Origin of the sequence: Pricia antarctica, from assembly GCF_900101815.1 — a bacterium.
Classification (GTDB): domain Bacteria; phylum Bacteroidota; class Bacteroidia; order Flavobacteriales; family Flavobacteriaceae; genus Pricia; species Pricia antarctica.
The window spans coordinates 270364-284115 of sequence record NZ_FNAO01000003.1 but is presented as its reverse complement, the minus strand read 5'-3'; the positions used below and the strand labels follow the sequence as shown (position 1 = coordinate 284115).

10 protein-coding genes are annotated in these 13752 nt (G+C 44.7%); 5 read left to right on the top strand and 5 right to left on the bottom strand.

Going from position 1 to position 13752, the window contains the following annotated elements:
- Positions 1-44: 44 nt before the first annotated feature.
- Positions 45-536, bottom strand: coding sequence for a 5-(carboxyamino)imidazole ribonucleotide mutase (gene purE / locus BLT07_RS06545; RefSeq protein ID WP_091866984.1), 492 nt, complete (start codon positions 534-536; stop codon positions 45-47).
- Between the two features lie 260 nt (positions 537-796).
- Positions 797-1969 carry a 5-(carboxyamino)imidazole ribonucleotide synthase gene (locus tag BLT07_RS06540; RefSeq protein WP_091867356.1) on the bottom strand — a complete coding sequence of 391 codons (1173 nt, stop codon included), beginning with the start codon at positions 1967-1969 and terminating at the stop codon, positions 797-799.
- A 106-nt stretch (positions 1970-2075) separates the two neighbouring features.
- On the opposite strand from BLT07_RS06540, the gene BLT07_RS06535 reads away from it, so the two are divergent.
- From BLT07_RS06535 to BLT07_RS06515, 5 genes are all read left to right on the top strand, one after another.
- Complete coding sequence (locus BLT07_RS06535) at positions 2076-3182, top strand: adenylate kinase (RefSeq protein WP_091866983.1); 1107 nt, start codon at positions 2076-2078, stop codon at positions 3180-3182.
- 103 nt (positions 3183-3285) lie between these two features.
- Positions 3286-4287 carry a GTPase ObgE gene (gene obgE, locus BLT07_RS06530; protein WP_091866981.1) on the top strand — a complete coding sequence of 334 codons (1002 nt, stop codon included), beginning with the start codon at positions 3286-3288 and terminating at the stop codon, positions 4285-4287.
- Between the two features lie 184 nt (positions 4288-4471).
- Complete coding sequence (locus BLT07_RS06525) at positions 4472-4990, top strand: DUF4136 domain-containing protein (RefSeq protein WP_091866979.1); 519 nt, start codon at positions 4472-4474, stop codon at positions 4988-4990.
- A gap of 246 nt (positions 4991-5236) precedes the next feature.
- Positions 5237-5584 (top strand): hypothetical protein, encoded by a 348-nt coding sequence (locus tag BLT07_RS06520; RefSeq protein ID WP_091866977.1) that lies wholly within the window; start codon positions 5237-5239, stop codon positions 5582-5584.
- Between the two features lie 266 nt (positions 5585-5850).
- Positions 5851-6123: a hypothetical protein gene (locus BLT07_RS06515; protein WP_394331306.1), complete on the top strand. Its 273-nt coding sequence runs from the start codon at positions 5851-5853 to the stop codon at positions 6121-6123.
- Between the two features lie 69 nt (positions 6124-6192).
- On the opposite strand, the gene BLT07_RS06510 is transcribed toward BLT07_RS06515, so the two are convergent.
- The 3 genes from BLT07_RS06510 to BLT07_RS06500 form a co-directional block, all read right to left on the bottom strand.
- Positions 6193-12396, bottom strand: coding sequence for an alpha-2-macroglobulin family protein (locus BLT07_RS06510; RefSeq protein WP_175455272.1), 6204 nt, complete (start codon positions 12394-12396; stop codon positions 6193-6195).
- A gap of 105 nt (positions 12397-12501) precedes the next feature.
- A complete protein-coding gene (locus BLT07_RS06505) occupies positions 12502-13287 on the bottom strand; it encodes an SDR family oxidoreductase (protein ID WP_091866973.1) in 786 nt (261 codons plus the stop codon).
- A gap of 139 nt (positions 13288-13426) precedes the next feature.
- Positions 13427-13744, bottom strand: a complete 318-nt coding sequence (locus tag BLT07_RS06500; protein WP_091866971.1) for a cupin domain-containing protein — start codon at positions 13742-13744, stop codon at positions 13427-13429.
- Positions 13745-13752 lie beyond the last annotated feature (8 nt).

Sequence of the window (13752 nt, the reverse complement as noted above, 5' to 3'; positions counted from 1 at the left end):
AACTCTGAACTCATAACTTTTTCATTGCTCCCCAAGTCTCGGGACTACTGCTTACCGTTCACTGACTTCGCTCCTTCGATGACTTTTGCCTTCAAACTTTCTTTATAGGCAACAATTTTATCGAGAACGGATGCATCTGAAGTGCCAATGATTTGAGCAGCGAGAATTCCTGCATTTTTGCCACCGTTCAAGGCCACGGTAGCCACGGGAACACCGCCCGGCATTTGGAGAATGGACAGCACGGAATCCCAACCGTCTATGGAGTTACTACTTTTTACAGGTACGCCAATTACGGGCAAAGGCGTTAACGAAGCTACCATACCCGGTAGATGCGCTGCGCCACCGGCCCCTGCGATGATTGCCGAGTATCCTTTTTTGTGGGCATTCTTGCCGAATTCGAACAATTTTTCTGGCGTTCGGTGGGCGGAGACGATATCGACATCGACTTCGATACCAAATTCTTTTAAAATATCTATGGCATCCTGCATTACGGGCATATCACTGGTGCTACCCATTACAACGGCTACTTTGTTCATGAAATGTTGATTTTAAAATTCCAAGATTTTTTGAATCTAGATTTTGTGGTTCTGCTACTGTATTCCTGAACTTGGCGAAATCCCCGCCAAGTTGGTTATTTTGTTTAGAGACGTAAATCGCGATGTGAAATTTCACATTTTTTAGTTTAAAGAACTGTGGATTGCTTAACAACTTCCGATTGAGTCCTCCGGAATTTCCGGACAGTTACTTTTTTGCAACAGTTGCCCAAAAGTGAATACTGCAAAAAATGCACATAGTACTATTTAGAAATCACTTTAATTGTTTCCTTGACCTGCTGCGCAATTTTCCGCGCTTCGTCAACATCGGCATTAACAATAGTTACATGCCCCATTTTCCGGAACGGACGGGTATGTTTTTTCCCGTATATATGTGGTGTTACGCCCTCGAGCTTCAAAATATCGGTCATATTTTCATAAACCACATCCCCAGTATATCCTTCCGCACCGACAAGGTTGACCATGATGCCGGCGACCTTGCTTCGGGTATTTCCCATAGGTAAATCCAGAATGGCGCGGATATGCTGTTCGAACTGGTTGGTGTAGCTGGCCTCGATACTGTAATGTCCGCTATTATGGGGCCGGGGTGCGACCTCGTTGACTAATATCTTGTCGTCTTGAGTCTGAAAAAGCTCTACCGCCAAGAGTCCGACATGTTTAATTTTATCGGCAACCAATAAGGCGATTTCCTGTGCTTTTTGGGCTACTTTGGTGTCGATTCTAGCGGGACAGATAACATACTCCACTTGATTGGCCTCGGGGTGGAATTCCATTTCTACCACAGGGTAGGTCTTTACCTCACCGCTCACACTTCGGGCAACGATCACGGCCAGCTCGTTCTTGAAATCAATCAACTCTTCGGCAATACACTCCCCATCGGGCAACCCGTTGAGGTCTTCCAGTTTTCGTACTACTTTTACACCTTGCCCGTCGTAGCCGAATCGGGCTGCTTTCCAGATGAAGGGAAAATCCATCCCGCCGTTGGCGATACTGTCCTCAATCTCACTTTTGTAGGCAAACCGGTGGAACTCGGCGGTCGGTATCCCCTTATCCACATAAAACAATTTTTGTTGGGCCTTGTTCTGTATGATGCGCAGGGCTTTGGTCGGTGGAAAGACTTTTATGCCTTCTTCTTCCAACTTTTCCAAGGCATCCACATTTACGTTCTCGATCTCGATAGTGAGCACATCTACCTGTTTTCCCAGGTTGTACACGGCGTCGAAATCCATCAGATTTCCCAGGACGAATTCATTGCAGGCGATTTTGCACGGGGCATCCTCGGAAGCATCCATCACCACCGTATGGATATCGAATTTTCGGGTTTCGTAGAGGAGCATTTTCCCTAATTGGCCACCTCCTAAAATCCCCAATTTAAAATCCGAAGAAAAATAGTGTTTTGAATTATCGATTGACATAGGTTCCGTTGTGCTACAAAAATACGTCGAATTCCCAAAACCTACCTCCCACTTTCCAAAAAGCGGAATCAAAATGCTATATTTGGCTTTTTGCTAAATTCGATACGTGATACAGCTCCACGATAAACATTTTAAACCTTTTTTAAGCGAGGCACAGATTTTGGCGGCAGTAAAGACCGTTGCCGAGAAGGTCGCTGCGGACTATAAAAACGAAACCCCTATTTTCGTTGGGGTGCTCAATGGTTCTTTTATGTTCGTTTCCGATTTTTTAAAGGCCTACCCGCATCCGTGCGAGGTATCGTTCGTAAAATTGAGTTCGTACCAGGGCCTTACATCAACGGGTATTGTCGAAACTTTACTCGACGTTTCGGAAAATATCGAGGGTAGAAGCGTGATTATCTTGGAAGATATCATTGACACCGGCCGTACCTTAAAAGAACTGGTACACCTATTTTCCAATACCAATGTAAAGGAGTTCAAGATTGCCAGTCTTTTCTATAAATCGGAAATCTATAACGGCGAATATGCCATCGATTATTGGGGCATAGATATACCCAACAAGTTTATTGTAGGCTACGGATTGGATTACAAAGAACTGGGCCGTAACCTGAGGGAAGTATACCAACTAAACCATAAACATATGATCAATCTCGTTCTGTTCGGGAAACCGGGTGCCGGAAAAGGTACGCAAGCGGAATTTTTAAAGGAAAAATACAACCTAAAACATATTTCTACAGGCGATCTTTTCCGTTATAATATCACAAATGATACAGAGCTCGGTAAACTGGCCAAATCGTATATGGACCACGGCAACCTTGTACCGGACGAAGTGACTATAAAAATGTTGGAGGATGCGGTAAACACCAATCCCGACGCCAGCGGATTTATCTTCGATGGCTTCCCCCGTACCACCGCACAGGCCGATGCTTTGGACAGCTTATTGGAATCCAAAGAGATGAAAATCGATGCCACCATCGCCTTGGATGCCAATGATGAGGTCTTGATACAACGTTTATTGGAGCGTGGAAAACTAAGCGGCCGAACGGATGATCAAGACGAGAGCAAAATCCGCAACCGTTTTGATGAATACAACGAAAAGACCGCCCAGCTCAAGGAGTATTACGAGACCCAAGGCAAGTTTCACAGCGTTAACGGTATCGGCGATATCGATGCGGTTACGCGGCGATTGGGGAAGGTTATCGAGGAATTGTAAAAGGGAGTTTATGAGTTTATAGTTTATAAGTTTATAAAAATTTCATAAGTATCGTTATTCTTTTTTTTACCATCACATTGGCATAAACCCATAAACTTCAGAAATGACCGAAGGCAATTTTGTAGACTACGTAAAGATCCATGCCGAATCGGGCAATGGGGGCAAGGGCTCCGTGCATTTGCATCGGGAAAAATATATTACCAAGGGAGGACCTGATGGCGGCGATGGTGGGCGCGGTGGCCATATCATTCTTCGGGGGAATGAAAATCTTTGGACGCTTATCAACTTCAGGTTCAAAAAACATTTTAAGGCCGGTCATGGCGCGCACGGAAGCAAACAACGCAGTTCGGGAGCGGATGGCGAGGATATCTATTTGGAAGTCCCGTTAGGTACGGTGGTCAAGGATGCGGAAACCGAAGAAACGCTTTTTGAGATTACGGAAAATGGAGAGGAAAAGATGCTGGTCGAAGGCGGTATGGGCGGGCGTGGCAACTGGCACTTTAAAACGAGCACGAACCAGACCCCAAGATATGCGCAACCCGGAATTCAAGGTCGGGAAACCGATGCGATCTTGGAGCTCAAGGTACTTGCGGATGTGGGACTGGTAGGCTTCCCCAATGCGGGCAAATCAACCTTGTTATCCGTAATCACGTCCGCCAAACCAAAAATTGCGGATTATGAGTTTACAACCTTAAAGCCCAACTTGGGAATAGTGGAATACCGCGATTTTCAAAGTTTTGTTATGGCCGATATCCCGGGTATTATCGAGGGTGCGGCCGAAGGAAAAGGTCTGGGGCACTATTTCTTACGCCATATCGAACGCAATGCCACCCTGTTGTTCCTGATTCCTGCGGATAGCAAGGATATCGGAAAGGAATATAGGATTTTACTGGATGAACTCCGCAGATACAATCCCGAATTGATAGATAAGCAACGTCTGGTGGCCATCTCTAAAAGCGATATGCTCGACGCGGAGCTCATGGCGGAAATGCGAACGGAACTTAATAAAGATTTAAAGGATGTGCCCTTTATGTTCATTTCATCCGTAGCGCAGCTGGGCATTACCGATTTAAAGGACCGTCTTTGGGCAATGTTGAACGATTGACCTGTATTTGCCAGTATCGGGTACTAATTTCATTTTGCAGAATCCCAAATGCGACGACGTAATCTGCTGATCCGCTCTAACGTAACAATTTGCTTCTACCCTCACAACCTTCGATAGAAAAAGACTTGTGTGCCAGCTCCTCGCAATGACGGATAGTTTCCCTAATTTTGTTTAAAAAGAAATTATGAGGAAAATAGTATTCTTGCTGGTCGTCACCCTTGTATCCTCCTGCAACGCCATTAAGGTCAACTACGACTACGATAAGGAAGTCGATTTTTCCGATTACACCACGTATAACTATTATCCCGAAATGCAGACCGGATTGAGCGAATTGGATACCAAACGCCTACTCGATGCCGTGGATGCCGAAATGCAGGCCAAAGGAATACAATTGACCGAAGAACCCGATTTTTTCATCAATATTGAAAGCAATTCATTCCAAAAGCCCAGAAATAATTCTGTTGGAGTCGGCCTCGGAGGATTGGGGCGCAGTGTCGGAGGCGGGGTTTCCGTGGGCATTCCTGTAGGTAGCCCGAAAATGGAACGGCAGATTCGTTTTGATTTTGTCGATAACGAAAAGGATAAACTGTTCTGGCAGTCCGAAAGCCAAAGTCCCTTTAAGGAAAACGTCTCTCCTGAAGAGCGTGATGAAAATTTACGAAACTTGGCGGCTAAAGTTTTTGAGAAATATCCTCCGGAATGAAGGCCCTTTTTTCTGATACGATACAGCCATTTACAGCCCCTAAGCAATAGTATTCCTCTCGTATTAATTATGCGGTGGGTTCGGTTCCCTGGTTTTAGAATTAACCCAAGGGAGGGGAATAATGGATTTTTGTGTACGATATCGTATATGACTTTATAAGTAAAAAAATCATCTGCTGTAAGAATACTTCTTTGAGCGAAAACTTTCGTTTGCAACGGATTCGATATTGCCTACTTTCGATTACTAATGGCGAAACTTGCAACCTATTATATTGAAAACCATAAAATCGAGGTGGTCAAAACGCTGTTCGGAAAAGAAAAAGTGCTTCTTAACGGAACCCAAATATCCGAGAAGACTTCCGGCGATACGACCCAGCACCATTTCGAAATTGCTGGCCATCGCTATACAATCTCACAAAGGGATAGTTCACAATCTGAAAAAATGAACGCCTACCAAATCTTAAGGAACGAATCCCCTATTGCCTTGATAAATATAGAGTCCCAAACTTCCATTAAAATATTAGTGCTGATTGTTGCCATTGGGCTCGGCTTGGGATTTATGGTCGGGGTGTTGGTTTACAATTTGGTTTTATAGTAAGTCAACACCGGCATCCTCTTCACCGAAATTATCAAATTATATAAAAGAATTTGACTAATTTTAGAAAATGAACTCTTTTAGACTTTTTCTATTACCTACGAATATCACATTTTGAGGCCCTATTTCCCCATTTTCGAAAACCGTAGCCCTGCTATGCCGTTAAAAAATGACATCATTTGACCTCAAAGGCCAATATTCCCCGTTCCAAGCAATTCCTCTAAATAAGTTCAATAGAATACTTCAACTTGATACCAGATTTTGTTATGAAACTTTTAAAATATCGTAGAATCCTATTTCTCGCCTTGTTTTTTGCCATGGGTCAATTTGTATTCGGCCATGATGGACAGATGTATGAAAGCGGCTCGGGACTCGGTGAATTTGCCGGGCAACAGGGTATAGGTTTAGGAAGCGCTATTGCAGTGGTGGCTTCGTGGTCTCGAAATAAATCGATTCTATGGGCTATTCTTCACGGTTTTCTTGGTTGGATTTATGTCATTTATTTTGCAATCACCAGAAGTAATAAATTAGAAGTGTAATAGTTAGTTTCATAAAATGCCCAATTGACCTTCTTAAAATCTGCCATACAAGTCTGATTGACATCATTTTTATTTTTGAGAAGCTTCCCCGTCCACTTTAACTCGAATTCCTTCGCTATGACTGCTAAACTCCGGCGCATACATACTTTGTATGGTTGTAATACCATTGCTGAATTCCCCGGCATTGTTTACACGTAAGTCATATTCGAACACATAAACGCCTTTCGGTAGATAATCGAAAAAGAAATGGGTACTGGCATCTTTGGTGCTTTCGTAATAACCTAGGCCATCTTGCCATTTAAATTGCGAGCGTACATTAATAGGTTCGAAACCTGCCGCGCGCATATCTTTCATATGTAGGAATTCCATATCCCGGTCTGCGCGGAGCTCAATGCGTACGCGGACCAAGTCGCCCACTTTTAAATCACTTTTTTTAGTGATTTCGGAAATTTCCTCTCCGGTATCGGTATTCTTTTTCAGGAAAAGTTTTTTCTGCAGTGTCAAAGGGGTCTCTGCGGAGGTTATTTTGTCCATATCCTCAAAATATTGCCAGTACAGGGCACCCCAAGCAATGCCTTCTCCTTTTTTGCTGATCTGTACTTCGGCCATTTTGGGCTTGATTTCGTTAGCTTCCCATGCTATTTTGTAATAACCGGTACCCGCTTCGACCTTGACATTTTCAAGCTGGGAAGGTGCAATTTTATTCCCCCCGACAAGCACATCAACGGCATCGGTTACGGACAGCCAATTGCTACCTTGAAGCAGCAGTGCATACACCGCTTCGGTGGTGGCTTTGGTAGTACTCCATTGGTTGGTCTGTTTGTTTTTTAGCAACCAGACCTTTAGATTGTCGATGGTTTCGGTGTCGTTTTGGATTTCCTCGAAAGCCTCGATTATCACCGCCTGGGTTTCGATGGGTGCTTCGTACCAATACCAAGATGCGGTATTCCCTTTCCAATACATGCCCAATTCATCTGAGGTGATACTGTTCTCTTTTAGCGCCTGTAGTATTTTGTTCGGTGTGACGGAATCGTTCATGCGGTGCAAGGCCAACGCCAGCATTCCTTTAGCATACAATCCTTTTTTTGTCCAATATTTTTGTGCTTGTTTCTTATAATACATTGTAATTTCATCCACTTTTTTGGAGGTTTTGATATTGGGGAAGAAACTACGCATGTAGAGATATTGAATCTGGGTTCGGCTCAGATGGTCGTCGTTGCTATTGGAAGTATGGTTTTTCATGGAATCATATTCGCCGATAAATTCGGCATCCAAATAGGCGATGGCGTTTTCCAGCATTTCTGCCAATTCGAAATTCCGCCCCTGCTCCGCCTCTGAACCAGCGGCCGAAGTGTGATTGCCGGTTTTGCTTGTCGATACCCCTGCTGCTGCCGAAGTGAGTTTTTCGAGATGGCCCAAGCCAGCAACGATGTGCTGGGTGATATACCGATTATCCGGTCCGCCATTGAACCAGGCCCAGGCACCTGATGGATTTTGGTTATGCTGCAGCTTGTTTAGCGCGTTGGCCTGCTCGTTTTTCATTTTGTTCAAATTGAACAACAAGGCGATACGCTTTTTCTGCTCGGTTTCCGATTGGGCATCCCGCAGCCATGGGGTTTCCTGAATCAACAACGACTTGAATTCCTCGTTTTTCTCGAGGTTACTGAGCAGGACATCGGAATTTGCCCATTGTTTAAAGACTTCCCGAATTCGCGGATTTCCGTTGGCGATATGGCTTGCTAGACTGTTCGCATAATAGCGCGCAAAGGTCTGCTCGTTACAGTCATACGGAAATTCCATCAAATAGGGGAGGGCCTGTACGGCGTACCAAGCCGGGTTGGAAGTGATTTCCAAGGTCAGTTTGTGGTTCTTTAGGCTAGTTGAAGTATTTTCCTTTAGTTTATCCAAAGTAAACGTTTTTGTCTGATTGCTGCGGACCCACATCGGGAGGGTTTCAGTTACCAACATCCGATTGGTCAATACCGGAAGCAGGTTTTGTTCCCCATCGCTGAAATCCCCGGCTTTTGCGATGATCTTGTACTGAACCGCTTGAATACTCTCGGGAATTTTTAAACGCCAGGCGACTTGGGTGTTGCCCATTGAATCGACCTTGAAATTTCTGCTGGGTTCCCCCTGGCCCCCTCCGCCTGCGGCACCTCCGGCGCCTTCTGCCTCTGGCATCTCCCCCTCGGAGAATGCAATAAGTAGATTTTTTGATATATCGGTATTCGTTACCGCATCGGTCAGCACCAGTTTCGCTTCTCCTGAAAGTGGCTTGTCCGTTAGATTGGCGATTTTGGTGCTGATGGTGATTTCATCGCCTTCCCGAAGAAATCTCGGCGCATTCGGAATGACCATCACTTCTTTTTGGGTGACGGTCTCCAAAGTCGTCACTGCACTTTTCAAGGCTTTGGTATGGGCCAAGAGTTGCAGTTTCCACTTGGTTAAAGCTTCCGGCGTGGTGAAATTGAAAGAGACGTTTCCTTGGGCATCCGTTTTTAATTGTGGAAAGAAAAAGGCGGTTTCCTGTAGGTTTTTACGAATTTTCACATCGCTGAATTCGGTTTCCTTTACTTCCTCTTTCGGTTTACCCTTGATTTCCTCCGAGCTATCCTTTTTTCCTTCCGCGCTACCATAACCAGTGGTGGCAACCTCATTGAGCACCCCTTCATCAGCTTCCATTTCCATGGCTACCTTCGATATCGGTGAAGCCGTTCTCAACATCCCATTTCTAGTTCGATACCCAAAATTAAACCCGAACCAATCTAACGAATCATAATATTGCGGAGTAAAGCTGTAAGTGTCATTATCAATATATGCGCTGAACGAGGCTACTCCAAAACTTTGACTTGCGTCGGTATATAGGTTGGAATAATAAGTAGACCGCATCATCGGATCGAAACGCCAAGTATGGTCGCGAAAGGTATCTAAAGAGACATCGTACATACTGGCCAAAAGTTCTGCGGATACCTGATCGCCCTTAGGTCCTTTGATAGTAAAAGCCCAGGTTTCGTCCTTCCCAGGCGCCAACTTATCGCGGAAGGTCAGGGTCTCGATCTCAAGGTCCGTTTTTGGGTAGGGCACTGCAATAGGCAGGGAACCAAATTCAAAAGAATTATAGGCCGAAAAGCTGTAGTTGACGGAAAAGCCGCCCGGATCATCCGAGGTAACCGGAACGGAAAAGGTGGTTGTATTATCGCTTAAGCGAACAATATGGGTATCTACGATTTTTTTATCTTTTTCAACAAAAACCGAAACTGTCATATTTTCGGATGCCGATCCAATTTTCACTTCGACCGTATCCCCGATGGCATAGTTTTTTTTATCGGACGTAATCTCGAATAGTTGGTTGTCAGGCAGCTTTTTATCCACATCGCTGTACAAGGTCGTTTGCGCCAAGGCTTTTACTTCTTGCCCGAAGGTATCGGTAGTTTTCAGCTCGATGACATACGTTCCGGAATCCCATTTTTTCGAAATTTTTAGAGGTACTGTGGTGGATTTTCCGGTATCGAAGTCTTTCTCCCAGACCAATTTCCCCCATTCCCAATTGGTCGGGTCGTCTTCATTGGTAAAGGCATCATGCGGAAAGCATTTTTTAAATTCCGGTTTCTCCCAATTTTGGTAATCGGGAGCCGCCCAAGGTCTAGGTCGCAACACATGATCGGGTGCTTGCAGTTTATACATTTTAACCGTGCCTCGAGCATTTACAGGCTGGTCGTTGAGGTTGTTTGTTACAATCGTAAGGGTATCCGCTTTTTTAGTTTTGTCCAACCGGTCCGATACATCGATGTTTGCGGTAAGTGCATGATAGCCTACGGAAACAAGGGTAGTCGCGGTATGGGTTTCCCCATTGATATCGGTAACATCCGCAGTTACTTCATACTGAAAAGTGGGTAGGTTTTCTTTGGATAAACCGGTATCCGGCAATGCCTTAAATTCGATTTCATAGTTGCCGGAAGCATCCGTTACCGTCTCGCCATGCGCAATTTCTTGGGGCATTATTTTGAAATAAGGATGATACCAATAGTACCATATCGGAAAGTAGACCACGCGCTTGACCCTATAGCCGACCTTGGCATCGGTAATAGTACTTCCGGCATAGGCAGTTGCGGTTCCTTTGACGGTGATGCTATCGTTCACCCGAAAAGTTTCGGTTATCGGGCTGAACGAAGTCTCAAACTTAGGTCGTTTGTATTCCTCGACGGAAAATTGGGTGTATCCGTTAAGCGCCACTTTTTTTGAACTTGCCTGCAATGAAAAATTGCCTGTTAATCCGGTGTCGGGCAGAATAAATTCCCCCGAAAACGAACCATAGTCATTGGTCTTAAATTGCTGTGTGCCGACGGTCTGTCCATTGACATCTTTAAGTTCAATTTGGACTTCGGTATTTTCGAGGATGCTCGATTTTCCGTGGTTGTTATGCAGGGCTATTCCCTTAAAATATAAGGGTTGCCCCGGTCTGTAGATACTACGATCGGTAAATAGAAAACAGGAGTAGTCGGTATACGGTGGATTTGAATCTTCTCTGGCATTGACATAATAGGGTCCGAAATGCGCCTGTTCCTTTTTATGGGTTACAAGGATATTGACATCACGCCAATATACGTTGGATAAAGGGATGCTGACAATCCCGTTTTTATCGGCTAGCAAGGTAGCGCTAGAATCCTGTGTGTTGCCATTTTTCCGGTAGGTAAGTTGTAATTCTACACCGGAAATAGGGTGGCCATTTTGACGGTCTACGACCTGAAATTGGTAAGCATCCGATGTCTGGGTGGCCACCAGGGCCATATTGGTTACCTGAATGGGACTAAAAGCAAAGGTTTTGTTCCCGGCTTTTTTCCCATCCTTCGCAGTCGGAGTCGCCAAAATTACATATTGCCCGTTTTCCAATGCGGGAAGTAGCACCTCGATACTGTGTTGCTGATAGTCATTTTCATTTTTTAAAGTGGCTTCCCAAGTTTTCGTTACGGAAAGTTTTCGCAAAAATTCAAATTGTTCGGGCTGTCGATAAAGTTCGTTCAGCTTTTTCAGCTCCTTTTGCGATATTTTGAGGGCGCTTAGCTTAAGGGCTTGTATGTTTTTATACTTGACCAGTAGCCGAGCATCTGTAGTGATGGGAATGTGATTTTCGGTGGTCAATTGAAGGTGGGTTGCCAGAATTTGGGATTTCAGGGACTTGCATTTTTCCACCCCACGGCTATCGGGAAATTGGGAGATGACCGATTCACAGAGTTCCAAGGCCGCTTTTAGCGCCCAGCGGTTATCCTCATTTGTTTTTGGGGAATACCCGTTACCCTTTTCTACATAGAGCTGGGCGACTTCATAGGTATATAAAGCGGATGCTTCGTGCTGCTTTAAGTTCTCTGCAGAATTTTGAAGCACTTCAAGGTAAACAGCATCTTTATTCGGGAACACGGCGTTTTCGTGGATGTAGCTCAGCCGCTCGATATCCACCTCGACAAGGGCATCCAATTTCGGATCGGGGAAATGGAATTTCAACAGTTCTTGATAGACCAGCAGCGCTTTCGATTGCAAGGAAGTCCGGTCTTGGGTATCAATTTTCTTTTGCGTGTATTGATAGGCTTCACAATACATTTCAGGATCGGCAATCTCGAACTGGTCTGCAGGACGGGTGATATTGTTTTCGTCCGTTTTATAAAATTCCAGCGCCGCATGTGCCAGCACATCGAATAGGCTAGGGCGGTAGATTTCGGAACCGGTTTGGTTGTTCAGGATTTCCTTAAAATCTTCGAGGCCTGTATTTTGAAGGGCTTCCTTGTTCTTCAAGGATGCCTCAAAATGGCTGCTAATTTCGTGGAACAGCGTAGTCAGATCCCAAGTACGAAAATCGACGGAATCTACTTTGGAGGCTGTTTGGGTACGATCATAAAAGGAATAGCGGTTTTGTTGGAAATACTGCCAATAGAGGTTTGCTAAATAGCTTTCCAACACATTTTTAGTAGGGAATTCCGCTTTCTCGATTTCAGATCTGAATTCGTTAACTATGTTGAGTTGTGCATTCTCTTCTAAGGTCAGTGCATATTTTGAGGTATACAGTAAGGTCTTGACATTCTGATCAGCATTCTTTTCCTTTTTGGCCTTTTCGGAAATGGCCCGGACTTGTTTTAAGGCGGATTGGGTCAAGTTGTCGTTTTCGAGTTGCCCGACCTTTTTCCAAAGTATATCGTACGAATCTTTTGAACTTTGCGCAGCCCCCATAGTCACTGTCAGGATTAGAATTTGTAGTACGAATAGGATTTTAGGCTGTTTCATGTCTAGCATTAAAATTACGGAACAAAGATTTACAAAAGCTATGCCATGGGCAACCTCAAATTAGGGATCGCGGGTTTTGGGTGAGGGATGTCCGTCCTAAAAATATCAAAGTGACTTTAACAATCCACCATCTATGGGAATCTGTGTACCAGTAATAAATGCTGCCTGTTCGGAAGCCAAAAACGCCACCAAATACCCATATTCCTTAGGGTCGCCAATACGTTTTACAGGTACCTTCGCTTCCATATCCGAACGGACATCGGCTTGGGAAATACCTTGCTGTTCCGCTTTTTTAGCGTTGAGCTGGTGGATGCGATCGGTGTCGAAATAGCCGGTTAGGATGCTGTTTACCGTAATATTATATTCGCCCACATCGCTGGCCAAGGATTTGGCCCAAGTGACCACGGCCGCCCGGATCGTGTTCGATAATGCCAGATACGACAAAGGTTCTTTTACGGAAACCGAGGCGGCATTGATAATACGGCCCCAATTGTTTTCAATCATGTGTTTTAAGGCCAGTTCCGTAGTGAAAACCACAATTTTAAAAAGCAGGTCGAAGGCCTCCTGATAATCGGGCACTTGTTTCTCCAAGGTGTTTCCGGCATCGGGACCTTGGGTGTTGTTGACGAGAATGTCCACCGAATTGCTATCAAAGTAGCTGGATATTTTTGTTTTGTATCCCTCGAAATCTGAAAAATCCACTACTACATATTGATGCGTTTGTCCCTGATTGGTGGGAAGTTCGGCAACAATGGACTCCAATTTGGCCTCGCTATGTGACATCAAGGTGACGCTGGCACCACTTTCCGCAAGCTGAATCGCAACGGCCTTGCCGATGCCGCCGCTACTGCCGCCGACTAGAGCTGTTTTTCCCTTTAAGGTAATATTCATCTTTAATTAGTTTTTAGGAAACGATTTTTTCCGACGCTCGGACTAAACGAACAAAAGGTTATATTTCGACCAGGTTCAGTAACTGTGAATTTATTGGTTTATGAGTGAGTGTTCGTTTTACCAAATACCATACCCCAAACTATTTGTATTCTTCTCGGACCGGACTAAAAACATCCATCAACTTACATGGCGTCAATGCTTTTCCGCTGTGCTTTTTGTAGGGTGCAATTACGACTAAATCGCCCGGATGATAAACGTTGGTTTCGTCATCCAAAGTTAATTCGAATTTTCCTTCGATAACATGCATTACCTGCTCGTTCATGTGGGCATGTTCATGCACTTCTGCGCCTTTTTCGACCTCCCAAAAGACAAGGCTCATATTTTCCGTATGCACCAGTTTGCCATGAAGGCCGGGCATGATTTCTTTGGAAGGGAGGGTGGAGAGGTTTATAGCCATTATTTTTA

What these genes read in the sequence shown, in the direction of transcription:
- purE (WP_091866984.1), bottom strand. Translation starts at nt 536, where the DNA reads ATGAACAAAGTAGCCGTTGTAATGGGTAGCACCAGTGATATGCCCGTA.
- BLT07_RS06540 (WP_091867356.1), bottom strand. Translation starts at nt 1,969, where the DNA reads ATGTCAATCGATAATTCAAAACACTATTTTTCTTCGGATTTTAAATTG.
- obgE (WP_091866981.1), top strand. Translation starts at nt 3,286, where the DNA reads ATGACCGAAGGCAATTTTGTAGACTACGTAAAGATCCATGCCGAATCG.
- BLT07_RS06525 (WP_091866979.1), top strand. Translation starts at nt 4,472, where the DNA reads ATGAGGAAAATAGTATTCTTGCTGGTCGTCACCCTTGTATCCTCCTGC.
- BLT07_RS06520 (WP_091866977.1), top strand. Translation starts at nt 5,237, where the DNA reads ATGGCGAAACTTGCAACCTATTATATTGAAAACCATAAAATCGAGGTG.
- BLT07_RS06515 (WP_394331306.1), top strand. Translation starts at nt 5,851, where the DNA reads ATGAAACTTTTAAAATATCGTAGAATCCTATTTCTCGCCTTGTTTTTT.
- BLT07_RS06510 (WP_175455272.1), bottom strand. Translation starts at nt 12,396, where the DNA reads ATGAAACAGCCTAAAATCCTATTCGTACTACAAATTCTAATCCTGACA.
- BLT07_RS06505 (WP_091866973.1), bottom strand. Translation starts at nt 13,287, where the DNA reads ATGAATATTACCTTAAAGGGAAAAACAGCTCTAGTCGGCGGCAGTAGC.
- BLT07_RS06500 (WP_091866971.1), bottom strand. Translation starts at nt 13,744, where the DNA reads ATGGCTATAAACCTCTCCACCCTCCCTTCCAAAGAAATCATGCCCGGC.